At 67.4% G+C, this 25,126-nt stretch carries 20 protein-coding genes and 1 tRNA gene; 10 read left to right on the top strand and 11 right to left on the bottom strand.

Annotated elements, in window-relative coordinates:
* Positions 1 to 7: 7 nt before the first annotated feature.
* Positions 8 to 1,618 (top strand): exosortase C-terminal domain/associated protein EpsI, encoded by a 1,611-nt coding sequence (locus tag ABG80_RS11805; protein ID WP_058087846.1) that lies wholly within the window; start codon positions 8 to 10, stop codon positions 1,616 to 1,618.
* A 59-nt stretch (positions 1,619 to 1,677) separates the two neighbouring features.
* Here ABG80_RS11805 and ABG80_RS11800 read toward each other — a convergent pair whose 3' ends face one another.
* From ABG80_RS11800 to ABG80_RS11780, 5 genes are all read right to left on the bottom strand, one after another.
* A complete protein-coding gene (locus ABG80_RS11800; RefSeq protein ID WP_058087845.1) occupies positions 1,678 to 1,962 on the bottom strand; it encodes a GNAT family N-acetyltransferase in 285 nt (94 codons plus the stop codon).
* A 46-nt stretch (positions 1,963 to 2,008) separates the two neighbouring features.
* Positions 2,009 to 2,584, bottom strand: coding sequence for a chromate transporter (locus ABG80_RS11795; protein WP_058087844.1), 576 nt, complete (start codon positions 2,582 to 2,584; stop codon positions 2,009 to 2,011).
* The gene (locus ABG80_RS11790) at positions 2,581 to 3,258 is read right to left on the bottom strand and encodes a chromate transporter (protein WP_235513836.1); all 678 of its coding nucleotides are present in this window, start codon (positions 3,256 to 3,258) and stop codon (positions 2,581 to 2,583) included. Before ABG80_RS11790 ends, ABG80_RS11795 begins: the two co-directional genes overlap by 4 nt.
* A 14-nt stretch (positions 3,259 to 3,272) precedes the next feature.
* Entirely contained in the window at positions 3,273 to 4,121 is an 849-nt protein-coding gene (locus ABG80_RS11785) for an acyl-CoA thioesterase (protein WP_160322533.1), read from the bottom strand.
* A gap of 106 nt (positions 4,122 to 4,227) precedes the next feature.
* On the bottom strand, positions 4,228 to 7,413 hold the full coding sequence (locus ABG80_RS11780; RefSeq protein ID WP_058087842.1) for an EAL domain-containing protein: 3,186 nt from the start codon (positions 7,411 to 7,413) through the stop codon (positions 4,228 to 4,230).
* A 188-nt stretch (positions 7,414 to 7,601) separates the two neighbouring features.
* On the opposite strand from ABG80_RS11780, the gene ABG80_RS11775 reads away from it, so the two are divergent.
* The 4 genes from ABG80_RS11775 to ABG80_RS11760 all read left to right on the top strand — a co-directional run bounded on the left by ABG80_RS11775 (position 7,602) and on the right by ABG80_RS11760 (position 13,543).
* The gene (locus ABG80_RS11775; RefSeq protein WP_058087841.1) at positions 7,602 to 8,549 is read left to right on the top strand and encodes an alpha/beta fold hydrolase; all 948 of its coding nucleotides are present in this window, start codon (positions 7,602 to 7,604) and stop codon (positions 8,547 to 8,549) included.
* Positions 8,550 to 8,678: 129 nt separating this feature from the next.
* Positions 8,679 to 9,783 (top strand): peptide chain release factor 2 gene (prfB, locus tag ABG80_RS11770; protein WP_152987604.1). Its coding sequence is split into 2 segments (ribosomal slippage): positions 8,679 to 8,759 and positions 8,761 to 9,783, totalling 1,104 coding nucleotides; the frame shifts between segments, so codons are not numbered across the junction.
* Between the two features lie 38 nt (positions 9,784 to 9,821).
* A complete protein-coding gene (gene pepN, locus ABG80_RS11765; RefSeq protein WP_058087839.1) occupies positions 9,822 to 12,494 on the top strand; it encodes an aminopeptidase N in 2,673 nt (890 codons plus the stop codon).
* Positions 12,495 to 12,535: 41 nt separating this feature from the next.
* A complete protein-coding gene (locus tag ABG80_RS11760) occupies positions 12,536 to 13,543 on the top strand; it encodes a class 1 fructose-bisphosphatase (RefSeq protein WP_058087838.1) in 1,008 nt (335 codons plus the stop codon).
* A 98-nt stretch (positions 13,544 to 13,641) separates the two neighbouring features.
* On the opposite strand, the gene ABG80_RS11755 is transcribed toward ABG80_RS11760, so the two are convergent.
* Positions 13,642 to 14,382, bottom strand: a complete 741-nt coding sequence (locus ABG80_RS11755; protein WP_058087837.1) for a DUF6748 domain-containing protein — start codon at positions 14,380 to 14,382, stop codon at positions 13,642 to 13,644.
* Between the two features lie 229 nt (positions 14,383 to 14,611).
* Between ABG80_RS11755 and ABG80_RS11750 the strand changes: the two genes are divergently transcribed.
* Positions 14,612 to 14,687: transfer RNA gene (locus ABG80_RS11750), tRNA-Thr, on the top strand.
* Positions 14,688 to 14,739: 52 nt separating this feature from the next.
* Here the strand turns inward: ABG80_RS11750 and ABG80_RS11745 are convergent.
* The 4 genes from ABG80_RS11745 to ABG80_RS11730 all read right to left on the bottom strand — a co-directional run bounded on the left by ABG80_RS11745 (position 14,740) and on the right by ABG80_RS11730 (position 17,811).
* The gene (locus tag ABG80_RS11745; RefSeq protein WP_058087836.1) at positions 14,740 to 15,582 is read right to left on the bottom strand and encodes a hypothetical protein; all 843 of its coding nucleotides are present in this window, start codon (positions 15,580 to 15,582) and stop codon (positions 14,740 to 14,742) included.
* A 7-nt stretch (positions 15,583 to 15,589) separates the two neighbouring features.
* Positions 15,590 to 16,123 (bottom strand): NUDIX domain-containing protein, encoded by a 534-nt coding sequence (locus ABG80_RS11740; RefSeq protein ID WP_083506089.1) that lies wholly within the window; start codon positions 16,121 to 16,123, stop codon positions 15,590 to 15,592.
* A gap of 145 nt (positions 16,124 to 16,268) precedes the next feature.
* Entirely contained in the window at positions 16,269 to 16,811 is a 543-nt protein-coding gene (locus ABG80_RS11735) for a hypothetical protein (RefSeq protein WP_058087834.1), read from the bottom strand.
* A 106-nt stretch (positions 16,812 to 16,917) separates the two neighbouring features.
* The gene (locus tag ABG80_RS11730; RefSeq protein WP_058088151.1) at positions 16,918 to 17,811 is read right to left on the bottom strand and encodes an alpha/beta hydrolase; all 894 of its coding nucleotides are present in this window, start codon (positions 17,809 to 17,811) and stop codon (positions 16,918 to 16,920) included.
* Positions 17,812 to 17,905: 94 nt separating this feature from the next.
* On the opposite strand from ABG80_RS11730, the gene ABG80_RS11725 reads away from it, so the two are divergent.
* Genes ABG80_RS11725 through ABG80_RS11715 form a run of 3 tightly spaced genes read left to right on the top strand, consistent with a single transcriptional unit; the run spans position 17,906 to position 22,929 of the window.
* A complete protein-coding gene (locus tag ABG80_RS11725; protein WP_058087833.1) occupies positions 17,906 to 18,637 on the top strand; it encodes a CerR family C-terminal domain-containing protein in 732 nt (243 codons plus the stop codon).
* A 27-nt stretch (positions 18,638 to 18,664) separates the two neighbouring features.
* Positions 18,665 to 19,852 carry an efflux RND transporter periplasmic adaptor subunit gene (locus tag ABG80_RS11720; protein WP_235513835.1) on the top strand — a complete coding sequence of 396 codons (1,188 nt, stop codon included), beginning with the start codon at positions 18,665 to 18,667 and terminating at the stop codon, positions 19,850 to 19,852.
* Positions 19,849 to 22,929, top strand: a complete 3,081-nt coding sequence (locus ABG80_RS11715) for an efflux RND transporter permease subunit (RefSeq protein ID WP_058087831.1) — start codon at positions 19,849 to 19,851, stop codon at positions 22,927 to 22,929. The genes ABG80_RS11720 and ABG80_RS11715 overlap by 4 nt, the downstream gene beginning before the upstream one ends.
* Before the next feature lie 97 nt (positions 22,930 to 23,026).
* Here the strand turns inward: ABG80_RS11715 and ABG80_RS11710 are convergent, their stop codons facing one another.
* On the bottom strand, positions 23,027 to 24,211 hold the full coding sequence (locus ABG80_RS11710; RefSeq protein ID WP_058087830.1) for an acetyl-CoA C-acyltransferase family protein: 1,185 nt from the start codon (positions 24,209 to 24,211) through the stop codon (positions 23,027 to 23,029).
* A gap of 159 nt (positions 24,212 to 24,370) precedes the next feature.
* Between ABG80_RS11710 and pgl the strand changes: the two genes are divergently transcribed.
* Positions 24,371 to 25,123, top strand: coding sequence for a 6-phosphogluconolactonase (gene pgl, locus ABG80_RS11705; protein WP_083506088.1), 753 nt, complete (start codon positions 24,371 to 24,373; stop codon positions 25,121 to 25,123).
* Positions 25,124 to 25,126 lie beyond the last annotated feature (3 nt).

Below are 25,126 nucleotides of genomic sequence, written 5' to 3'. Positions count from 1 at the left end.
TTGTGCCATGCAGTTGGGGCGTGCCGGGCTGCCGGTCCTGATCCTGGGGTGGTTGTGCCTGGCGGCCCCCACGCTCTGGGACTTCCTCTTTGGCGTGTGGTCCGGCTTCAGCCAGGGTCACGAGTTGCTGCTGCTCACGGTGGCCGGATGGCTCGTGTGGCGGCACCGCCATCCTGAAGATCGCCCCGCGCAGGGGCCCTGGCCAGCCTGGTTCTGGCTCGCCTGGGGGCTGGGTGTGCTGGCCTATGTCTTCGGGCGCTCGCAGGAATTCATCCGCATCGAGTTGCTGTCGGTGTGGTGGTTGGCGATGGTGTTGACCTGGCTGGCCAGGGGCTGGGCGGGTTTGCGCCGCACGTGGTTCGCTTGGCTGTTCTGCCTGTTCGCGATGCCTTTGCCTTTCGGGCTGGTGTTGATGCTGACCGCGCCTTTGAAAGAGGCGGTGTCGGCCCTGGCGGCGGGCATCCTCTCCGGTGTGGGCTACCCCATCGGGCGCAGCGGTGTGGTGCTGACCGTGGGGCAATATCAGCTGCTGGTGGCCGAGGCCTGCGCTGGCCTGCACTCGATGTTCATCCTCGAGGCCATGGGTTTGCTCTACAGCCACCTGGCCGGGCACACCTCGCGTTGGCGCACGATCTGGCTGGCGATCATGGCCGTGCCGGTGTCCTTCGTGGCCAACGTGCTCAGGGTGATGATCCTGGTGCTGGTCACCCATCACTTTGGTGACGCGGCGGGTCAGGGGTTCATCCACGATTTCGCGGGCATCGTGCTCTTTGCACTGGCCCTGGCCCTGATGGCCACCGTTGACTGGGTGCTGGGCTGGATCTGGCCAGACCTGCCTGCACGGCCCTCGGCGAACGTGGCCTCATCCCCCGGGGTGCTTGCATCAGGGGCGGTCGGTGGCGATCAGGCGGCTGGCGCCACGTCGGTCACCCGTTTGTGGTTGTTGGCGGCTTCGTTGTTGCTTGCGGCGGGGCTGGCCCAGTTGGGTAAACCTCAAGCCTCTCCTCAAGCCAATGCTCGCGCGCTGGTGCCCCTGGAGTCCTTGTTTCCGCAGCGCGTGGGCGAGTGGCAACCGGATCCGGTGTCGGTGGGCTTTGTTCGGCCAGCGTTCGAGCAGGCCAAGAAGTTCCAGATGTACGACCAGGTGCTCGAGCGCGTGTACGTGAACCCGGCTGGCGAGCGCGTCATGCTGTCCGTCGCCTATGGCCGCCAGCAGTCCGTGGGCTTGCAAATGCACCGACCGGAGGTTTGCTACAAGGCCGGAGGCTTCGAGGTGGGGCCCGTCAGCGCTGGGCAGGTCGACTTGCCCGGGCATGTCTTGCCGGTCAAGCGCCTGGTGGCAACCATGCCGGATCGGCAAGAGCCCATCACCTATTGGCGCTTGTTGGGCGATCAGCTTGTCACCGATGAGGTCCGCTTCAAGCTCGACCAGATCGCGGCAGGCATCAAAGGGCGGGGCATCGACGATGGCCTGCTCGTGCGGGTGTCGTCACTGGGGGCCGATGCCGAGGCGGCTTGGCGTCTGCAGGCTGCTTTCGTGCAGGCGCTGGATCAGGCCCAGGACGTAGATCAACGCCGTCGCACGACGGGTGCGCGCGCGGGTGCCCCGGGCTCCTGAGCCGATCGCAGCCGGGGGTGCGATGCCCGCGCTCTGTTGAGCCAAGTGGCCGATGGACTTCAGCGCAGGTCGTGCCACTCCGGGTGGCGCCGAAGGTACACGGCCACGTAGCTGCACACCGGATCCACTTTCAGCTGCTCTTGGCGCGCCCAGCGCAAGGCGTGCTGGACCAGTGCCGCAGCGATGCCTCGACCTTCGAGCGGTCTGGGAACGCCCGTGTGGGTGATGTGCATGCGCCCGGGGCTGAGCCGGTAGTCGAGCTCGCAACGCAAGCCCTCGACCGTGGCTTCGAATCGGCCTTGTTCAGGCTGGTGCTGGATGTCGATGTCGGGTGAGTTGGGCATGGCGTTGGGCAAGGTGCTCGGAGCAAGGTGCGTGGAAGAAGCGGCTTCAGACCCAGCCAAGGCCGCCCAGCAAGGCGCCAGCGCCCACCAGCCAGAACAACCGGATGCGGGTGCGCCAGACGACGATGGCGACGGCGACAGCGAGCAGCCAGGCTCGCAGGTGTTCGCCGGGATGGGGCATGAGCAGCCAGCCGGTGGCCAGCAGCAAACCGACGGTGACAGGCGTCATGCCGGCCTGGAAGGCGCGGACCCCCAGCCAGTCCCGGCGGGTGGCCACCCAGCGTGACACCGCCAGGGCCAATGTGGTGGAGGGGAGCATGATGCCCAGCATGCTTGCCAGCGCTCCACCCAGGCCCGCGCTGTGCCAGCCCATCAGGGCCACGAAAAGCACGTTGGGGCCGGGCGCGGCTTGCGCCAGGGCGATGGAGCCGGTGAAGTCGGCGTCGGTGAGCAGGTGGTCGCCCTCGACCAGGCGGCGGTGCATGTCGGGCACCAGGGTGATGGCCCCGCCGATCGACATCAGCGACAAGGCCAGGAAATGGCCGAACAGGGTCCACCAGGCGTCGTGCTGGCGCCAGGCCTGCTCGATGGCTTGCAGGAGGGGCTGTGTCCAGTCGCTCATGCGGGGTCCTTGGGGTCCTTGCCCCGATGTTCGCCGAGGGTGTCGCCGCGCCCGGTGGCATCTGGGCCGGCGGATCCAGGGTTGGCCCGGCGGCGCAGGATGAACCAGGTGGCCAGGCAGGTGATGCCGCCCAGGCCCAGCAAAACCCACAGCAGGGGCCAGCGCAACCAAACCATGCCAGCGAAGGCGATGGCGGCCAGCGCCGCGCAGGCCGGTGCACCCAGCTCGTGCTCGCGCAAGGGTGCTGACAGTTTGAGGACCGTTCCAATGATCTGGCCCGCGGCCACGGCTGCGATGCCGGTCAGAGCGCCACGGATCCAGCCGGCGGTCTGCGGGGCCTGGCTGGCGTGCCCCAGTCCCCAGGCCAGCATCAGCAACAGGGCCATGGGGGCAGCGATCATGCCGGCCAGGGCCACACAGGCGCCGCGCCAGCCGAAAAATCGGTCGCCGATCATCAGCGACAGGTTGCAGACATTGGGCCCAGGCAACACCTGTGCGGTGGCCAGCAGGTCGATGAATTCGCGCGGCGTCAGCCAGTCCCGGCGTTCACACAGCTCGCGCTGGGCCACGGCCAGCACCCCGCCGAAGCCCTGCAGGGCCAGCAAGGTGAAGGCCACGAACAGCTCGGTGAGCGAGGCCGGGCCCCGGCGGGTGGCGCCGTCGTGTGTGGCCACGGGCTCGGTCATGTTCAGCCGTACACCGCAACGACCTGGTAGCCCAGGGCGGCCATCTGCCCCTCGGGCGTCCACAGCGTGGTCTTTTCGTTGACGTAGCCTTCGCCGGTGGCCAGGGCCTCCTTGTCCATGCGCCAAAAGCCTGTGGCGTCGCCCACCGTCACGGGGCGCAGCTCCAGGGCCCAGGACACCGAAGACGCCGGGGCGAAGCCTCGCAGGCGGGCCAGCGCCGGAGTGGGGCCTGCGTCGGCCAGCATCACTGCTTGCAGCTCGCTGTCAACGCCTTCGACGGCGTTCAGTCGCGTGTAGACGCGGCTGTGCCATTCGTCGGAGCCGGTGAATGGCAAGCCGCCTTCTGCCTGACGGAACTCCAGGTGCTGCGTGAAAGCAGGGGTCAGGTTGGGCACGTAAGGCCACTGGAAGGCGCTGCCGATGTCCTTGGCCGCGGGCTGTTGCGTGGGGCGCAGCTCGGGCAGGCCCGACTCGCGGCCTGTGCCGAACACCCCCAGCAGCACGCCACCGGTTTGTTCGACGCCGTTGGCATCGGGCTGGGTCACGCGGGCCTGCACCTGGCGGATGTTCTTGCCCTGGCGCAGCAGGGTGACCTCGACGTCGAAGGCGCCAGGTGCCACCGGGCCGACGAAATTGGTCTGCAGGGCTCGCAGGGGCCAGTCGGCGCCGCACGCGTCGCGCATGGCCTGGACGACCAGCACCGACAGCAAGCCGCCGAAGGTGGTGCGGCCTTGCTGCCAGTCGGGGGTGACATGAAAGCGGATGCGGGGCGCCCGCGCATCCAGGCGCTGGCGGCTCGACAGCAGCTGTGACAGGGGGGTGATGACAGAAGCTGTGGTGGTGTCGCTCATGGTGCGCTCGGTGGCGAATGACTGCAGAGCAGGCATTATCGAACGATCGTGCTTTTTTTGCTGGCGAGCCTGCTGTGGGGGCTTTTTTGTCGCGCTGTTGCGCCGTTCAGCTGCGCGAAAGCATGGCCGCGATCTGCTCGGCCGGCACCGGTCGGCTGTAGAGGAAGCCTTGGGCCACGTCGCAGCCCAGGCTGCTCAGGAAGGCTTCCTGGTCGGGCATCTCCACGCCCTCGGCGACCACGTGCAGCTTCAGGCCGCGCGCCATCGAGATCATGGTGCTGACGAGCTGGCCGTCGCTGTCGTTGCTGGGCAGGTCCTGCACGAAACTGCGGTCGATCTTGAGCTGCTGCACAGGGAAGCGCTTGAGGTAGGCCAGCGATGAGTAGCCGGTGCCGAAGTCGTCGATGCTCAGGTGCACGCCCATGCTGTGCAGGCTTTGCAGGAACTGCTCGACACTCGCGCCGGACTCCATCAGGCCGCTTTCGGTGATCTCGATTTCCAGGCGCTCGGGCGGCAGGCCGGTGCGCGCCAGGATGGCCGTCAGGCGCTCGACCACGCGGCCCCGGCGGATTTCGGCTGGCGACAGGTTGATGGCCATGCGGCCGAAGTCCAGGCCCTGGTCGAGCCAGGCGCGGCCCTGGCGGCAGGCTTCTTCCATGACCCACTCGCTCAGGGCTTCGATCATGCCCGTCTCTTCCATGACCGGGATGAACTGGTTGGGGCCGAGCGGCGAGGCCTGGCCGTCATAGGCGGCGGGCGCCAGCCGCACCAGGGCCTCGACGGCCGTCACGCGGCGGTCGCGCAGGCGCACCATGGGCTGGTAGTGAAGGGTGAAGGCGCTTTCTTCTACGGCACGGCGCAGCAGCGTCTCCAGGCGCAGGCGCTCGGTGGCGTCGGTGGTGAACGACTGCGTGTAGAAGCTGAACGCGTTGCGACCGCGTCGCTTGGAGTCGTACATGGCCGCGTCGGCGTTGCGCACGAGCTCGGACTCGTCCTGGCCGTCGTCGGGGTACATGCTGATGCCGATGGAGGCGCGCACGTAGACCTGCTGGCCACCGTCGAGTGTGAAGGGCTGGCTCAGCGTTTCGAGGATGGCGGCGGCCACGAGGCCCGCCTGCTGTGGGTGGCGCAGGTGTTCGAGGATCAGCACGAACTCGTCGCCGGCCAGGCGGCCCAGGGTGTCTTCCTGGCGCACGCGCAGGCTCAGGCGCTGCGCCACCTGCTTGAGCAGGCTGTCGCCGGCGGCGTGGCCCAGGCCGTCGTTGACGGTCTTGAAGTTGTCCAAGTCGATGAAGATGACGCCCACCAGCGTGTGGTGGCGCTGCGCCAGGTTGATGGCGTGGGCCAGGCGCTGACGGATGAGCACGCGGTTGGGCAGCTCGGTCAGCGGGTCGTAGTGGGCCATGCGGGCCAGGCGTTCTTCGGTCTGTTTGAGCGGGGTGATGTCGGTGAACACGCCGACGAAGTGCGTGGGCTCGCCCTGGGTGCTGTGCACGGCGCTCAGCGAGAGCTGCGTCATGAAGGGCTCGCCGTCGCGGTGCTTGAACCAGATCTCGCCTTGCCAGTGGCCGCGGCGGATGATCTCGTCGCGAAAGCTCGCGAAGGTCTCGGCGGGCTGGTCGGTGAGCAGGAATTCGGGCGTGCGGCCGATGACTTCGTGCTCCTCGTAGCCGGTCAGGCTGGTGAAGGCGGGGTTGACCGACACGAGGCCCTCGTCGAGCGACATCACCATCATGCCGTCCTGGGTGCTTTCCAGCGCGGCGGCGTGCAGTCGAATGCGCTGCTCGGCCTGGTTGCGCAGGGCTTCGCGGTGCAGCATCGTCAGCGCGAAGGACAGGTCGGATGACAGGTCCTGGAAGAGCGCGAGCTCGTCGGGGTCGCTGTCGTCCACGCGCTTGCCCAGCAGGATCAGGTGGCCGATGAGGACCTGCTCCTGTCTCAGAGGCACGATCACGCAGCCAGGAGAGCCGGCCTGAACGGCTTCGTGAACCCAGGCCGGTGCGCTGGCGTGGGTGTCGAGCAAGGCGGTGCGGTAGGTCAGGCCTTCGCGCAGGCTGCGGGTGAGGTGGTCGTTGTCCGAGCTGGGAGGCAGCTCGAAGTCGAGTTGGGTGCGGCCGGGGCGCGGGTCACCGGACTCGGCGGTGCAGCGCAGCGAGCTCGGTTGCGCCGGGTCGTCGAACAGCGCCACCCAGGCCTTGCGAAACTGGCCGTGCTGCACCGCCACGTCGCACACGTGGGTCAGCAAGGTGGGCAGCCCCTGGGAGCGCACCATGGCCTGGTTGACGTGGCTGAGGAAGTCGTACATGCGCGTCTTGCGGCGCAAGCGGCGTTCGGTCTGGCGGCGCGCGGTGGTGTCCCAGATCATCCAGACGACCTGGTCGGTCTCGCCCACCGGCGCGCAGCGGCTGTCGAAGTGCAGCAAGCTGCCGTTGACGGGCACCGAGAAAGACAGCGTTTGCGAGCGCCGCGTGCCCAGGCTCTGGCGCAGCACGCCCAGGAAGCGCTCGGCCATCTCCCAGGGGAAGAGGTCGTGCAGGCGGCGGCCGATGAGCTCGTCAACGGGGCGCCCCAGCAGCGGCAGGTTGTTGCCGTAGATGTCGAGGTAATGGCCTTGCGAGTCCATGCGGAACGCCAGGTCGGGCAGGGCCTCGGCGAAGGCGGTGAGCTGGGCCTCGCGCGTGCCCAGCTTGCGGATGGCTTGCTCGCGCTGGCGGTGAGCACGGGCCATGAGGGTCAGCAGCAGCAAGGTCAGGCCACCGACCAGGCCGACGTTGAGGCGGTCCAGGCGATGCTGGTCGCGCGTGGCCTGATCAAGCGCGACCTCCCACTGGGTGGTGGTGTGGTCCAGGGTCTGGTCGACCACCTGCAGGGCCGCGAGCAGGGCCTTGGGGTCGTGTGCCACGGACGCAGCGCGTTGAAGTGATTCGCGAGCGCGTTGCAGTGGCTGCTGCGTGATCTCCGGTGCCTGGTCCTGCAGGCCCACCAACACGGTTTCGGCGCGGTGCAGCGGTGCCGTCAGCGAGTCCACAGGGATGGCTGTCGCGCTGGAGAGCGTGTGCAACCAACGGGTGTGGCGAGCTTCCTGGCGGGCTTCGAGCAGTCGCGTGTCGAAGGCATGAGCCCGCTGCTGCAGGCGGTTCCAGCCCACATGCGACCAGGCGATCAGCCCCATGCTGATGGCCGCGATGGCAGCCACCGAGAACGCGAGCGGCCCGAAGCGCCCCAGAGCGGGCGTCGGGGGCAGGCCAGGGGCGCCGGAGGTGGGCTCGGTTGTTGGGATCACGGCGCTCACGGCAGGCGAAGCAGGTGACTACACGGGGTGTGGGCAGGGGCCGACCGGGTCAGTCGGAAAGACCCGACAGCTTAGGTGAAAAAGCCCCCGGATCGGCGATGATGCGTGGCGAGCTTCGGTGATGACGTGCGCGTCAACCACCGGGTTTCCCCGATGCGGTTTCACATCCGGCAAACACCCACCACCCCATGAGCGCTGTTGTCCCTTACGTCCCCCTCCACCCCGCGCGTTCCGAGTTCCGCCAGGTGCGCGGCCTGAGGCTGCACCTGTCCGTCTGGGGCGAGCTCGCCAAGGCCACGCCCGAGCAGCCATTGCTGGTGCTCATGCACGGCTGGATGGACACGGGCGCCTCGTTCCAGTTCATGGTGGACGCGCTGCGCCGCCAGCCCGGGTGGGCCGAGCGCCCGATCGTGGCGGTGGACTGGCGCGGATTCGGCCAGAGCGAATCAGGCCCGTCCGACTGTTACTTCTTTGCCGATTACCTGGGAGACCTCGACGAGTTGCTGCGCCAGCTCTCGCCCGACCACCCGGTGGACCTGCTCGGCCACAGCATGGGCGGCAACGTGGTCACCCTTTACGCGGGCGTGCGCTCCGAGCGCATCCGCAGCCTGGTCAACCTCGAAGGCTTCGGCATGCCGGCCACCACCCCGGACGAGGCCCCGCAGCGCTACATCAAGTGGCTCGACGAGATCCGCGAGCCAGTGCAGCTCAAGGCCTACGACAGCCTCGAAGCGGTGGCCAAGCGCCTGCAAGCCAACAACCCGCTGTTGCGCCCCGAGTTCGCGCTGTGGCTGGCCGGGTACTGGGCCCGGGCCGAGAACGGCCGCTGGGTGATCAACGCCGACGCGGCCCACAAGCGCCCGCAGCCCTTCCTCTACCGGGTGGAAGAGGTGCTGGCCTTCATGCGCAACATCCGCTGCCCGATGCTCTTCGTCGAGGGCGCGCAGACGCTGTACTTCATGTTCTTCAAGGGCAACTACAAGCGAGAGGATTTCCTCGAGCGCCTCAAAGTCGTGCCCGACTGCCGCATGGAAACCCTGGACCAGGCCGGCCACATGCTGCACCATGACCAGCCCGAAGAGCTGGCCTTGCACCTCGCTGGTTTCCTGGGCGCAGCCGACGCTGCCACAGCGTGAGAAAATGATGGATTGCCCGCCCTGGCCCCAGCCCGTGCGGACCACCCTTCGGCCGTTTTTCCGCTCGTTTGCGGCCCCGTTTTTGCTTCGGATGCGCCAGGTGCGCGTCCCAATGCCTGCAGGATTCACATGGACATCGAACACATCAACGCCCTGGGCACCCAGATCGCCGACCTGACTCAGCGCACCGCTGAGCTTCGGAGGTATCTTTGACTGGGATGAAAAGTCCCGCCGCCTCGCCGAAGTCAACGCCGAACTCGAAGACCCTGCCGTCTGGAACGACCCCAAGCGCGCCCAGGCCCTGGGCAAGGAAAAAAAGTCGCTGGAAGACGTCGTCGTCGTCATCGACAACCTGACGCGCAACCTCGCCGACAACGGCGAGCTGTACGAAATGTCGAAGGAAGAGGGCGACCAGGACGGCCTGCAGGCCATCTCCGATGACGTTCAGGCCCTGATGGCCGACGTCGAAGGCCTCGAGTTCCGCCGCATGTTCAGCAACCCGGCCGACCCGAGCAACTGCTTCATCGACATCCAGGCCGGCGCCGGCGGCACCGAAGCCTGCGACTGGGCCTCCATGCTGCTGCGCCAGTACCTGCGCTACTGCGAGCGCAAGGGTTTTTCGACCGAAGTCGAAGAAGAAACCCCGGGCGACACCGCCGGCATCAAGAGCGCGACCATCAAGGTGGAAGGCGACTACGCCTTCGGCTACCTGCGCACCGAAACCGGCGTGCACCGCCTGGTGCGCAAGTCGCCGTTCGACTCCTCCGGTGGCCGCCACACGTCGTTTGCCTCGATCTTCGTCTACCCGGAGATCGACGACTCCATCGAGATCGACATCAACCCGGCCGACGTGCGCACCGACACCTTCCGCGCCTCGGGCGCCGGCGGTCAGCACATCAACAAGACCGACTCGGCCGTGCGCCTGACGCACATCCCGACCGGCATCGTGGTGCAGTGCCAGGACGGCCGCTCGCAGCACAGCAACCGCGACGTGGCCTGGAAGCGCCTGCGCTCGCGCCTGTACGACTTCGAGATGCGCAAGCGCCAGGAAGCGCAGCAAAAGCTCGAAGACACCAAGACCGACGTGGGCTGGGGCCACCAGATCCGCTCCTACGTGCTGGACAACAGCCGCATCAAGGACCTGCGCACCAACGTCGAAATCTCTGCCACCCAGAAGGTGCTGGACGGCGACCTCGATGCCTTCATCGAAGCCAGCCTCAAGCAAGGCATCTGACCTGAACCTGAACCGACTCCCACACGAGAGGCCCACCCATGCGTGAAGGCAGCGCTCAGCTGATCCGCCGCGAAGACTACGCGGCACCGGCGTTCTGGATCAAGACGGTCGACCTGACCTTTGACCTGGACCCGGCCAAGACCCTGGTCATCAACAAGATGACCGTCGAGCCCAACCCCATGCAGCCGGGTGCGCCCCTGCGCCTGGATGGCGAGGACATCAACCTCACCCGCGTGCTGGTGGACGGCGAGCCCGTGTCCTTCCGCACCGAGGGTGGCCAGCTGGTGCTGGAGAACCTGCCCCAGCAGCCGTTCCACCTCGAAATCCGCACCACCTGCGCGCCCGAGAAGAACACGCAGCTCTCAGGTCTCTACACCAGCAGCGGCGGCTTCTTCACGCAGTGCGAGGCCCTGGGCTTTCGCCGCATCACCTACTTCCTGGATCGCCCTGACGTCATGGCCACCTTCAAGGTGACCCTCAAGGCCGACAAGCTCAAGTACCCGGTGCTGCTGTCCAACGGCAACCTGATCGACGAAGGTGTGCTGGAAGGCGGCAAGCACTTCGCCGTGTGGGTCGACCCGCACCCCAAGCCCTGCTACCTGTTTGCCCTGGTGGCCGCCGACCTGGTGCGCCGCGAGCAGCGCATCCGCACCCGCGCGGGCCGCGATCACCTGCTGCAGATCTTCGTGCGCGCCGGTGACCTCGACAAGACCGAGCACGCGATGAACTCGCTGATCGCGTCCATCGCCTGGGACGAAGCCCGCTTCGGCCTGAGCCTGGACCTCGAGCGCTTCATGATCGTGGCGGTCAGCGACTTCAACATGGGCGCCATGGAGAACAAGGGGTTGAACATCTTCAACACCAAGTTCGTGCTGGCCAACCCGGCCACCGCCACCGACGTCGACTTCGGCAACGTCGAAAGCGTCGTCGCCCACGAGTACTTCCACAACTGGACCGGCAACCGCGTGACCTGCCGCGACTGGTTCCAGCTCTCGCTCAAAGAAGGCCTGACCGTCTTCCGCGACCAGCAGTTCAGCCAGGACATGGCCGGCAGCCCCAGCGCCCGGGCCGTCAAGCGCATCGAAGACGTGCGCACCCTGCGCCAGTTGCAGTTCCCTGAAGACGCGGGCCCGATGGCTCACCCTGTGCGCCCGGACAGCTACCTGGCCATCGACAACTTCTACACGGCCACCGTGTACGAAAAGGGCTCCGAGGTCGTGCGCATGATGCACACGCTGGTGGGCCAGCAGGGCTTTGCCAAGGGCATGGCCCTGTACTTCGAGCGCCACGACGGCCAGGCCGTGACCTGTGACGACTTCGCCCAGGCCATCGCGGATGCCAACCCGGGCAGCGAGCTGGCCACGCGCCTGGACCAGTTCAAGCGCTGGTACAGCCAGGCTGGCACCCCCCGCGTGCAGGCCCACGGTGTGTACGACGCCGAGAACCGCATCTACACGCTCACCCTGAGCCAGAGCTGCGCGGCCACCATCGGGCAGCCCGAAAAACTGCCGTACGTCATCCCCGTGGCCATGGGCCTGACGGGCGTGGATGGCCGTCACATCAACCTGCACCTCGAAGGCCAGCTCGACCCGATCGGCCACGACACGGTGCTGGTGCTCTCCGAGCCCTCGCAGACTTTCACCTTCGTGCACGTGCCCGTCGAGCCGGTGCCATCGCTGCTGCGCGGCTTCTCGGCGCCTGTGGTGCTGGAGACCGAGCTGGGCGACGACGCGCTGTTCACCCTGCTCAGCCACGACCTGGACCCCTTCAATCGCTGGGAAGCCGCTCAGAAGCTCGCGCTGCGCCGCATCCTGCACGCGGTCAAGGGCTCGGGCCACGTCGAGCTGGACGCGCGTTTCGTCGACGCCATGCGCGGTGTGTTGCGCCACACCGAGCTGGACGCCGCATTCAAGGAGCTGGTGCTGACCCTGCCGAGCGAGGCCTATGTGGCCGAGCAGCTCGACGTGATCGACCCGCAGCGCATCCACGCGGTGCGCGAGGGCCTGAAGGTGCAACTCGCCCACGCCCTGCACGACGACTGGGTGGTGGCCTACGAGGCCAACTCCGAGTTGGGCGGCTACTCGCCCGACGCCGTGAGCGCTGGCCGCCGAGCCCTCGCCAACCTGGCCCTGGCCATGCTGACGCTCGACGGCGTGTCGCGCCACAACCCGATCTGGGTGGGCAAGGCTTTCCAGCGCTTCAAGGACGCCAACAACATGACCGACCGGCTGGGGGCGCTCTCGGCCCTGGTGGCGGCCCATGCCGAGCTGGCCGAAGACGCGCTCAAGCGCTTCCACGCCCTGTTCCGTGACGAGGCCCTGGTCATCGACAAGTGGTTCACGCTGCAGGCCATGGCCCCAGAGAAGGACGGCCAGGTCTTTGCCCGCGTCAAGCAGCTCATGCTGCACCCCGACTTCACGCTGCGCACGCCCAACCGCGCCCGCAGCCTGCTGATGGCGCTGTGCCAGAACAACCCTGCGGCCTTCCATCGCACGGATGCGGCCGGCTACGTGTTCTGGGCCGACCGCGTCATCGAGATCGACGCCATCAACCCGCAACTGGCCGCCCGCCTGGCCCGCGCCCTCGACCACTGGCGACGCCTGGCCGAGCCTTACCGCACGGCCGCCGAAGAAGCGCTCAAGCGCGTGGCCGCCCGCGGCGAGTTGTCCGACGACGTGCGCGAGATCATCACGCGCGCGCTGCAGGACTGAATCGAGCCCGCAACCTTTTTCATTTCACCCGAGACACCACCATGTCCACCAAACGCATCAGCCTCACGCAGTACCTGATCGAGCAGCAGCGCGGCGAAGCCCAGATCCCGGCGCAGCTGCGCCTGCTCATCGAAGTCGTCGCTCGCGCCTGCAAGCGCATCGCCATCAACGTCAACAAGGGCGCCTTGGGTGACGTGCTGGGCACCGCCGGCAGCGAGAACGTGCAGGGCGAAGTCCAGAAGAAGCTCGACGTGATCGCCAACGAGGTGCTCATCGAAGCCAACGAATGGGGCGGTCACCTTGCCGGCATGGCGTCCGAAGAAATGGACGACATGCTCGCCGTACCCAACCGCTACCCGCAGGGCGAATACCTGCTGCTGTTCGATCCCCTCGATGGCTCCAGCAACATCGACATCAACGTCAGCATCGGCACCATCTTCTCAGTGCTCAAGCACCAGGGCGGCGAGGTCACCAACGAGAGCTTTCTGCAGCCCGGCACCGCCCAGGTGTGCGCTGGCTACTGCGTGTACGGCCCGCAAACCACGCTGGTGCTGACCGTTGGCCAGGGCGTTGTCATGTTCACGCTCGACCGCGAGCAGGGCTCGTGGGTGATGACGGAAGACAACATCCGCATCCCCGAGGACACCAAGGAGTTCGCCATCAACATGTCGAACATGCGCCACTGGGCCGCCCCGGTCAAGCGCTACATCGACGAGTGCCTGGCCGGCAAGGAAGGCCCGCGCGGCAAGGACTTCAACATGCGCTGGGTGGCCGCCATGGTGGCCGACGTGCACCGCATCATGACCCGCGGCGGCATCTTCATGTACCCCTGGGACAAGCGCGAGCCGAACAAGCCCGGCAAGCTGCGCCTGATGTACGAAGCCAATCCCATGAGCTTCCTGGTCGAGCAGGCCGGTGGCGTGGCCACCAATGGCACGCAGCGCATCATGGAGATCCAGCCCAAGCAGCTGCACGAGCGCGTGAGCGTGATGCTGGGCTCGAAGAACGAGGTCGACATCGTGACCTCGTACCACCGCGAAGCGCAGTGAGCCTGCCCGCGCCTGCGGCCTGATCGCAGCGCCGTGACATGAACGACGAAGCCCGCCAATTGGCGGGCTTTTTCATGGGGACTTGACCGAGGCGGGGCTCAGGGCTTGGCAGGCAGGTAGAACTCGCTGGTCACGAGCTTGTGGGCGTAGACGTTGGCGCCTGTGGGGCTGAAGCCTGGGAAGCGCACCACGGCACCGGCCGCGAGGATGGGGCCATTCTCCAGGGCTTGCCAGGCCGCCTGCACGGCCGTGTCGGGAGCGCGGGCCGTGCTGAAGTCGACGGTGTCGATGCTGCGCTCGGTGCTGGTGCGGTTCAGGGTTTGCAAACCGAACGCAGGGCAGGGGGCCTGGATGCACACGATGCCGTTGTTCTTCAAGCTGAAGAAGGTGCCCAGCGGACGCTTGTTGCTGCCCTGTGCTTGCCAGGCCTCGCTCACGCGCAGCACCTCGCCGGTGTAGAGGCCGCGAGGTTGCGGTTCGATGGCGCCTTTGACCAGGGCCTTGCCCTGGCTGAATGAGGCTTCGAAGGTGGCTCGTTGCTCGTCGCTCCAGCCCAGGGCGCGGGTGTCGAGCTCGACCGCGTGGCATTCCTTGGCCAGCTTGCCGTCGGCGCAGCGCGTGACGGGGCTGTTGACCGCCTTGACGAAGTAACCACCGCAGACGGGGTAGGCGCACTTGCGGGCGTCGACGCGTGTGACGATGAGGTAAGGCTCGGACTTCGCGTCGATGGCGGTGGAGGGTGTGCCCGGGTCGGTGCCCGGGACGGGGGTGCTTTGGGCGTGAGACAGGGCGCTCAGGGCCATGGCGACGGTGGCCACCAAGGTGCGGACGTGGTTCATGGGTTCTCCTCCAGCGTGGGTTGTTGGCGTCCGGAGGTTATGCCGGGATGCGCCGGTTTGGTGCGGCCAAGGCGTCTCTGGCGAGTGAGAGGCGTCTCAGGGTGTAATCGGGTGGATGCACGCCTGACCCGTGACCCGTCACCACGATCACGCGGGTGCTGTTTGAACGAGGCCGAAACCGGGTATGATTGCGGGCTGTGCAGCAAGCCGTGAGGTTTGTGTCACGTGTGCCGGTGTAGCTCAGTCGGTAGAGCAGCTCATTCGTAATGAGAAGGTCGAGGGTTCGATTCCTTTCTCCGGCACCAACCCCATCCAGAAGCCTCGGTTTTTCCGAGGCTTCGTTGCTTGTGAGACCCGTCAACTGGAGCCGTGCCTTGGCTGACCCAGCTCCACGATCTCCACATCCCCCCTGAACATCGGCGCGCACAAGATCTTGTAGCCATCAGCATCGAACCCCGCTGCCACCTGTTGCAGGCTCCGGGCCTCCTCCAGGCTGTCGGCCCGCCCCAGGAAGCACCAGTTCTTGACCACCAGGTGGTCGCAGGCACCAGGTCGCCTCTCGACCAGGGCCACGGCGCCTGGGTAGGGCCAGCAGCGCAGTTGCCACCGCCCCAGGGCGGCGCCCAGGCGTGCGTCGTGTTCGGCCTGGGTTTCGTGGCCCCGGCACAGCCCGGCGCATTTGCCGATCGCAGAGCGAAAGCATGGGCGACCTTTGACTGTGTGCTCCAGCCCGAGCGAGGCCAGGCAGAGTCGGTGCTCGTCGGCCAATTCGAGCAACAGGGCCTCGGCGCCGTGCTTGCTGGCGAAGGGGCCGTGCAGGGCTGCGGTGGTGGCGAAGTCCACGTCTCGGGCGTGCACCACCTCGGGCTTGCCCCCCGTCCAGCGCAAGGCGCAAAGCTGTCGGTTGCGACGCAGGCGCTGGTTCATCAGGGGTTGCCGTGCTTTGATGAGCTGGGCTTCGAGCAGCAGGGCGCCCACTTCGCCTGCGGTGGTGATGTGCTCGATGCGGTGGCTGTGTTTGACCCAGCGTGATTCCTGCGGGTTGCGCAGGTGCTGCTGCACCCGTGAGCGGATGTTGACGCTCTTGCCGATGTACAGCGGCAGGGGGCCGTCGCCCATGAAGAGGTAGACCCCAGGCACGGTCGGCAGCGTCGACGCGATGTCGAGCAGGGTTTGGGACACGGCAACGGACTCGCTCATGACCCGCTCAGGTCACCAGGCCGCCCGCCACGCGCTTGTCGCCCAGCACCCAGGCGGCGTACACGCGCACGTGGGCGTGCACGCCCTCGTCGAGCGCGGCCTGCGTCAGGGGCATCCACTGCCAGGATGTGTGCTGCTCTAGGTCGCCCCGGGGCAAGCTGAGCGAGGCCACCTCCTCGGGCGTGAGGGGCAGCCACAAGGCCAGGTTGACGTAGTGCGTGGACACATCGGGGTTGAACGCACTGTCGGGGTAGAAGTGGTCCCAGGCGCCCATCAGCGTGGCACGGTGCACTGTGGTTTCGGGCAGGCCCAGTTCTTCGGCGGCGATGCGGCGGCGGGCCGCTGCCAGTGGCTCGTTCTTGCGGATGCGACCGCCGGGGGTGAACCACCAGCCGCGCGCCGGGGCATTGCGGCGCAGGCCCAGCAGCAAACGGTTGCTTTCGTCGGTCAGCACCAGGTCGATGGACACCAGGGGCAGGGCCTCACAGGCCTGGGCGAACTGGGCGGCCGGCAGGAGGGTCGGGGGCTGGACAGGGGGCATGGCGGTGAGCCCTCGGATGGGCATCGTTGCGGTCGCGGCGAGCCGCCAAGTCTGCCAGCAGCTGTCGCCCTGGACGCGAGGTCGGGCTGTCCTTGCCCTCAAATGGTCCTGGAACCGGTGTCGTCAGGACCTCTGTGCTCAGGCCTCAGTTGCAGCGCACTTCGTCGCTGGAGATGTAGGCCGCCTGGTTGCCCTGGCGGGCGGCGGCGGTGGTGCAGCGCAGGAACTTGCCTTCGATCACGTTGTTCTCGGTGTGCGTGCAGCGCTCGGTCTGCATGCACTGACGGCCTTCCTGGGCGTCACGCAGGTCGGCTCGCCAATTCAGGCGGATGGCGTCCACGGCGCGCTCGGGGCCCTTGTCGGTGCAGCGGCCATCGGTGACCCATGCCTCGACGTGGTTGCGGCTGTAGGCCACGTAGAACTGGTTGTCCTGCCGCAGGTGCAGGCAAAAGGGCGTGCCACCGACGCCTGCCGAGGCCTCGTTGCTCAGCGTGACGCTGTCGATCTGGATTTCGCGCTGCTGGTGCAAGGGACGCAGGGTGCAGCCAGCAAGGCTCAAGCCTCCGATGCCAGCGAGCACCACCGCCGAGAGCAAGGCGGTGCGCAAGCGCTCGTGCCGCCGGACAGGGCCGGGAGCGGGCGGTTCCGAGTCAAGGCGATCGGGCAGGCATGCGTCGGGCAGCTTCATGGCTGAGATGGTGCGCCGAGACGCCCGACCGGCGCCAGCCGAACAACGGGAGGCAAGCGCCTCAATTCAAGCGATTGCCGTTGATCGCGAGCCCTGGGCCTGGGCCTCAGGCAGACACCGCGTCGAGGCGGGCGAGCAACTCGGTGGACACCCACCCGGCGGCCTCGGCGGGGCGCTCCTGCATGAAGCAATGGCCGCCTGGCACCTGCTGGGCGCTGACATGGTCATTGAGGTTCGTCCAGCGCGCGACCGACTCGCTCACGAATGGGAAAGTGTGCTCGGCGTGCAGCACGTGCACCGGCGTGCGCACCCTGGCCAGCAGCGACCAGAGCCGATCGGGCATGGAGCCGAAGATCTCGGCCTCGCGGCTGGGACGGCATTTCAGGCGCACGCCGCCTTCAGCGTCGACCAGGGCGTGGGTGAGGAAGGCTTCCATGGCCTCGTCGGCCCAGCCTTTGTAGGTGCCGCGGCCGGTGAGGTTGGCGCGGGCTTCATCGCGGCTGGCCCATTGATCGCGCCGGCCGCGCGCCTGCCTGGCCAGCGGGGTGTGCCGCATCACGCCGGTGAGCTCGGCCACCGAGGCACCCAGCAGCATGGGCGGCGTGAAGAGCACCGGGTCAAGCAGCACGGCGGCCCGAAAGAGCTTGGGGTGCTCGGCCACGATCAGGCTGGTGAGCACGCCACCGAAGCTGTGGCCTGCGGCGAACCAGGGCACGCCGGCAAACGCAGCTCCTTGTGCCTTCAGGGCCTCGACGGCCAGGTCGGCGCTGCGATTCCAGCCCACGAACTTGCCGCCATGGTCGCTGTCGCCGTGGCCTTGGGCGTCGGACAGCCACAGGTCAAAGTGCTGAGCCAGCTGCTGCAGCATGGGTTCGTAGGTGCGCCCACAAAAACCGTTGCCGTGCAGGAAGTGGAGCAAGGGGCGGCCGCTGGGGGCGCTGTGCCAGCCCCGCAAGGTGAAGCCGGCGCTGGTGGGGTGGGACCATGGTATCAACTGCATGGTCGGCATTCTGCCTTTTGACTGGTTTTCTTGTCAGATGGGGCTTTCGGACAGGGGTTTCGGCCAGGTGATTTCTGGTCTACGATGCGCCACCATGAAAATCAATCAAGCGCTTGATTTTGTTGCTGACACCCACGATGCCCAGGAGGGGCCCGTTGGCCAGGAGCGAGGTGCCCGCGCTCGCGAGCGCCTGCTGCACGAGGCCACACGCATCTTTGCCGAGAAGGGCTTTGCACGGGCCTCGACGCGCGAAATCTGCCAGGCCGCAGGGCAGAACGTGGCCGCCATCCACTACTACTTCGGCGACAAGGCCGGTCTGCACCGTGCGGCGCTGTTGCGCCCCATCGAGATGACCAACGAGGCCCTGGCGGGTTTCGACGACCCGGCCTTGACGCTGGAGCAGGCGCTGCGCCGGGTGATGGCGGGCTTTTTGTGCCTGCCCGAAGCCGGGGAGCCGCCTGACCTCGAGATGCGTTTGTTTTTGCGCGAGATGCTCGAGCCCAGCGGATCGCTGCAGGACATCGTGGTGCAGCACATCCAGCCCGTGCACCAGCGGATGGTGCGCATGCTGGCCCGCCACACCGGGGCCACCGAGCCCGATGACGACCTCCACCAGCTGGCCTTTGCGCTGTCGGCCATGGTGCACGACTACTGCATGTCGCGGCCCTTCATGGACGCCCTGGCACCCGGGCTGCTGCATGGCGAAGGCGCGACCGAGCGGGTGCTGGAGCGCCTGGTGGGCTTTGGACTGGCCCTGGTGAATCACGAACGTGCGCGGCGCGCGGGGCAAGGGGCCACCCTTTCCGCGACGCCGACCAAGGACTGAGCGAGAGAGCTAGAGAGCGAGAACTTCATGAACATGAACCTGACCTTCAAGCGCGGCGCCATCGTGGCCGCTGTCGTCGCCATCGGCGGCCTGGCCTGGTACCAGAGCTCGCGCGCGTCGGACAAGCAAGAGGCGACCACACCGAGCGCCGCCTCGGTGGCCGCTCAGGCCAAGGCTTCTGCTGCGCGCTCTGCCCGACCATCGTTGAGCGTGCAGGTGGTGCGCCCTGAGCAGGCCAATTGGCCGCTGGAGCTCAGCGCCAACGGCGCCATCGCTGCCTGGCAAGAGGCCGTGGTGGGGGCCGAGCTCTCGGGTCTGCGGCTTGACGCCGTGCTGGTCAACGTGGGCGATCGCGTTCGCCGAGGGCAGGTGCTGGCCACGCTGGCCAGCGAAGCGGTGCGCGCCGACATCCACAGCGCCCAGGCCAGCCTGCAGGAGGCCCAGGCCCTGGCGGCCGAGGCAAAGTCCAACGCCGACCGGGCCCGCAACCTGCGCGCGGCCGATGCCATCAGCGCGCAGGAGGCCCAGCGCTCACTGACCTCTGAGCAGACGGCGCTGGCGCGCGTCGAGTCGGCCAAGGCACAGCTCGCGGCCCAGGAGCTGCGCGGGCGCCAGACCCGGGTGATCGCCCCTGACGACGGTGTGATCTCGTCGCGCTCGGCCACCGTGGGCGCCGTGGTGCAACCCGGTGTCGAACTTTTCCGACTGATCCGCCAAAGCCGCCTGGAGTGGCGCGCCGAGCTGCCGTCGGCCGACTTGGCGCGCGTGCAGCCCGGCATGAAGGCCGTGGCCACACCGCCTGGTGGCCAGCCCGTCGAAGGCCGAGTGCGCATGGTCGCGCCCACGGTCGACGGAGCCACCCGCAACGGCATCGTCTACGTGGACTTGCCGACCTCGGCCGCCCAGGCGGGCGCGCGTGCGGGCATGTTCGCCGCGGGCAAGGTGGCCGTGGGCCAGGCCGGCGGCTTGACCGTGCCGCAGGCGGCGGTGCTGCTTCGCGATGGCTTTTCGTACGTGTTCGTGCTGGACGGCACGCCGCCTGGGCAGCAGGCCGCACAGGCCTCGGTGCGCCAGGTCAAGGTCAAGGTGGGGCGGCGCCAGGGTGGGCGCGTCGAGGTGATCGAAGGCCTCAAGGCTGATGTGCAGCTGGTCGCCGCTGGCGTGGCCTTCCTGGCCGATGGCGACACGGTGCGTGTCGTGGGAGATCGCTCATGAACGTTTCATCCTGGTCGATCAAGAACCCGATCCCCGCCGTCCTGCTCTTCATCTTGCTCACCATCGTGGGCCTGATGGGCTTTTCGGGGATGAAGATCCAGAACTTCCCCGACATCGACCTGCCCACGGTGACGGTGACGGCCTCGCTGCCGGGTGCCGCGCCCGCACAGCTGGAGACCGAGGTCGCGCGCAAGATCGAGAACTCGATCGCCACGCTGCAGGGCATCAAGCACATCTACACCAAGGTGCAGGACGGCACGGTCTTCGTGACCACGGAGTTCCGCCTGGAAAAGCCCACGCAGGAAGCGGTCGACGACATCCGCGATGCCGTCTCGCGCGTGCGAGCCGACCTGCCCGGTGACCTGCGCGACCCGGTCATCTCCAAGCTCAATGTGGCCGGCGCGCCCATCCTGACCTACACAGTGGCCTCCGACCGCATGGACGACGAGGCCCTGTCCTGGTTCGTCGATCACACGGTCACCAAGCGCCTGCTGGCGGTCAAGGGCGTGGGCTCGGTCTCGCGGGTGGGCGGCGTCACGCGCGAGGTGCGCGTCGAGCTCGACCCGGCGCGGCTGCTGGCGCTCAACGCCACGGCGGCCGACGTCTCGCGCCAGCTGCGCAACGTGCAGCAAGACGCCTCGGGGGGGCGCGTGGACCTGGGGGGCAGCGAGCAGTCGGTGCGCACCGTGGCCACCGTGCGCTCGGCCGAAGAGCTCGCCGCCATGGACATCACGCTGAGCGATGGCCGGCGCGTGCGACTCGATCAGCTGGCGCAGGTCAGCGACACCGTGGTCGAGCAGCGGCAAGGCGCCATGCTCGATGGCCGCAAGGTGGTGGCCTTCGAGATCTCGCGCGCGCTGGGCGCGGGCGAGGTGTCGGTGCAAGAGGGTGTGCTGGCCGTGCTCGAAGAACTGCGCGCCGAGCACCCTGACGTCAAACTGACCGAGGCCTTCAACTTTGTCGAGCCCGTGGTCGAGAACTACGACGGCTCGATGTACCTGCTCTACGAAGGCGCCATCCTGGCCATCATCGTGGTGTGGTTCTTCCTGCGCGACTGGCGCGCCACCGTGGTGGCTGCGGCCGCCTTGCCGTTGTCGGTCATCCCGGCCTTTGGCGTCATGCACCTGCTGGGCTTCAGCATCAACGTGGTGACGCTGCTGTCGCTGTCGCTGGTGGTGGGCATCCTGGTGGACGACGCCATCGTCGAGATCGAGAACATCATGCGCCACCTGGCCATGGGCAAGGGGCCGCTCGAAGCCGCCATGGAAGCCGCCGACGAGATCGGCCTGGCCGTGATCGCGACCACCTTCACGCTGATCGCGGTCTTTTTGCCCACGGCCTTCATGGATGGTGTGCCGGGCAAGTTCTTCGTGCAGTTCGGCTGGACGGCGGCCATCGCGGTGTTCTTCTCGCTGGTGGTGGCGCGCATGCTCACGCCCATGATGGCGGCCTACATGCTCAAGCCGCCCGAGAAGGAGCACCCGGAGCCCCGCTGGATGACGGTCTACCTGAGCTGGGCCCGTTGGTGCCTGAGCCACCGCTGGCAGACGATGCTGATGGTGCTGATCTTCACCGTGGGTTCGTTCTTCTTGCTGACGCGCCTGCCTTCGGGCTTCATCCCGCCCGATGACCTGTCGCAAACGCAGGTGATCATCGAGTTGCCGCCTGGCAGCACCTACCAGCAGACCTTCGCCCTGGCCGAGCAGGCCCGTGGCATCGTTGAAAAGCACCCGCACGTGAAGATGGTCTACACGGCCATCGGCGGTGGCGCATCGGGCTCCGACCCGTTTGCGCCCAGTGGCGCGGCCAACGTCACCAAGGCCACGCTGACGCTCAACATGACCCACCGCACCGAGCGCAAGGGCGTGAGCAAGCAGGACATCGAGTCCGAGCTGCGTGAGTCGCTGGTGGTCTTGCCGGGCGCACGCATCAAGGTGGGCTTCGGTGGCTCGGCCGAGAAGTACGTCTTCAAGCTCTCGGGTGAAGACGGCAACACGCTGATGCAACACGCGGCCCTGGTCGAGAAGGACTTGCGGACCATCCCGGGCATTGGCAGCGTGGTGTCCTCGCTGAGCCTGGTGCGGCCCGAACTGGTGGTGCGGCCCGACGCGACCCGTGCGGCCGACCTGGGCGTGAGCACCGCGGCGATCGCCGACACCTTGCGCGTGGCCACCCAGGGTGACTACGACCAGGCCCTGCCCAAGCTGAACCTGTCGCAAAGGCAGGTGCCGGTGGTGGTCAAGCTGCCGCCTGAGGCGCGCACCGACCTTGAGTTGTTGGCCCGTTTGCCGGTGCCGGGGGCTCGTGGCCCGGTGCCGCTGGGCAACGTGGCCGAGTTGTCGATCGACAGCGGCCCGGCGCAGATCGACCGGTTCGACCGCCAGCGCACCATCAACTTCGAGATCGAGCTCAACCAGATGCCCTTGGGCGAGGTCGAGAAAGCCGTGATGGGTCTGCCCACCTTGAAGCAGATGCCGCCAGGCGTGGGCATCCAGCCGGTGGGCGACGCCGAGGCCATGGCCGAGCTGTTCTCCAGCTTCGGGCTGGCCATGCTGACCGGCATCCTGTGCATCTACGTGGTGCTGGTGCTGTTGTTCAAGGGCTTCTTGCAGCCGGTGACCATCCTGGCCGCGCTGCTGCTGTCGGTGCCGGGCGCGATCTTCGCGCTGTGGGTCACGCACACAGCCGTGTCGATGCCCTCGATGATCGGCCTGATCATGCTCATGGGCATCGCCACCAAGAACTCCATCTTGCTGGTGGACTACGTGCTGATCGCGCGCAACCAGCACGGCCTGTCACGCTGGGAAGCGGTGGTCGACGCCTGCCGCAAGCGCGCGCGCCCCATCATCATGACCACCATCGCCATGGGCGCGGGCATGGTGCCCATTGCCTTGGGCGTGGGGGTGGATCCGAGCTTTCGCTCGCCCATGGCCATCGTCGTGATCGGTGGGCTCATCACGTCCACCTTCCTGAGCCTGCTGGTGATCCCGGTGGTGTTCACCTGGGTGGATGACCTGGTGAGCTGGAGCGCCCGCCTGGTGCGCCGGTCTCAGGCACGCGAGCTGCCCGCCGCGTGAGCGTGACTTGCCCGCGTCCTGAGCGTTTCAGACGGGGCGAGCGCCCAAAGAAAAGGCGCCCCGCGGGGCGCCTTGTTCATGCCGAAGCAGGCGTCGTTCAGACGCGCTCGATGATCATCGCGATGCCCTGGCCACCGCCAATGCACATCGTGATCAGCGCGTAGCGGCCGCCCGTGCGCTGCAGCTCGTAAATGGCCTTGGTCACCAGGATGGCGCCGGTCGCGCCCACGGGGTGACCCAGCGAGATGCCCGAACCGTTGGGGTTGGTCTTGTCGTTGGGGAAGCCCATTTCCTTGGACACGGCGCAGGCCTGTGCGGCGAAGGCTTCGTTGGCTTCGATCAGGTCGAGGTCGGAGACCTTCAGGCCGGCCTTTTCCAGGGCCAGCTTCGAGGCCGGCACGGGGCCGATGCCCATGTACTCGGGCTCGACGCCAGCGTGGGCATAGGACACCAGTCGGGCCAGCGGCTTCAGGCCCAGGGCCTTGGCCTTCTCGGCCGAGGCCATCACCACGGCGCCCGCGCCATCGTTGAGGGTCGAGGCGTTGCCGGCGGTGACGGTGCCTTCTTCCTTCTTGAAGGCGGGCTTCATCTTGCTCAGGGTGTCGACGCTGGTGTCACCCTTGACGCCTTCGTCGGTGTCGAACAGCACCACGCCCTTGCGCGTCTTGAGCTCGACCGGCACGATCTGCTCCTTGAACACGCCAGCGGCGATGGCCTTGGCGGCGCGCTCTTGCGACTGCACGGCGTAGGCGTCTTGCTGGTCACGCGAGATGTCGTAGCGCGCGGCCACGTTCTCGGCGGTGATGCCCATGTGGATGTGCATGCGCGGGTCGTGCAGGGCGCCGAGCATGAAGTCCAGCATCTTGACGTCGCCCATGCGCGCGCCCCAGCGGTTGGAGGTGACCAGGTAGGCGCCACGGCTCATCGATTCGGCACCGGCGCCGACGGCCACGTCGCAGTCACCCAGCAAGATGGCCTGGGCGGCCGACACGATGGCCTGCAGGCCCGAGCCGCACAGGCGGTTGACGTTGAAGGCGGGCGCCTCTTGCGGCACGCCGGCGTTCAGGGCCGAGACGCGGCTGATGTAGGCGTCTTGCGGGATGGTGGGGATGACGTGACCCAAGACCACGTGTCCGACGTCCTTGGGCTGCACGCCCGCGCGCTCCAGCGCGGTCTTGATGACCAGGGCGCCCAGGTCGGCCGGCGGGATGTCCTTCAGCGAGCCACCATAAGAGCCGATGGCGGTGCGGGCTGCGCCCACGAAGACGACTTCACGAGTCATGTTGGATTTCCTAAGGGGTGAAAAGGGTCAGACAACGACACTTTTGACAGTGCTTCTTGTCAGTTTAACAAGATCCGAACGGCGATCATCACACCGATCCTGTTGCGCTGCAACAATCTGGCCACCTATGATGCCCGGATGTCCGTGGCAGGTGCCCCCATGCAGTCCTCATCCCGCTCACGTCCCCTCCCGCGTCCCCAGCCGGTCTGGCACGAAGCCGCCGATGCCCACGTGCTGGCCGAGCTGCTGGCGGCCTGGGTGAGCGAGCGTTTGCGCGATGGGTTGGCGCACAGAGGTCAGGCCACCTTGGTGGTGTCGGGGGGCAGCACGCCCGTGCCTTTTTTCCATGCCTTGAGGGATGCGGACCTGGACTGGTCGCGTGTCACGGTGACCCTGGCGGATGAGCGCGCCGTGTCCGCCACGCACAGCGACAGCAATGCGCGCCTGGTGCGCACCCACCTCTTGCAGGGCCGGGCTGCCGCAGCCCAATGGCTGCCGTGTTTTGCCGCCACCCCCCAAGCTGATCAACTGGACGCCGCCTGTGATGCGTTGCAGGCGCGCCTGTCAGGGTTGAACTGGCCGGTGGACGTCGTGGTCTTGGGCATGGGTGCCGACGGGCACACCGCCTCGCTGTTCCCGGGGGCGGCCGAGTTGGTGCAGGCCCTGGCCGACGAGGGAGGGCGCCGTTGCCTGATCGCGGCGACGCCCGAAGCGCCCAACGTGCCGGTGCCGCGACTGTCCTGGACCCCGAGCGCCTTGCTCGACACGCGCCACCTCGCCATTCACACCACAGGCATCGTCAAGCGCGAGCTGTTGCAGCGCGCCTGCTCGTCTGACGATGTATGCGAGATGCCGATCCGCCTGGCGTTGTGGCAGGACCGCGTGCCCTGCCACCTGTTCCACGCTGACTGAGGG

Source organism: Aquabacterium parvum (assembly GCF_001447195.1).
GTDB lineage: Bacteria > Pseudomonadota > Gammaproteobacteria > Burkholderiales > Burkholderiaceae_C > Aquabacterium > Aquabacterium parvum.
Note: the sequence above shows the minus strand (reverse complement) of the source record. Positions and strands in the feature narration are given on the sequence as shown.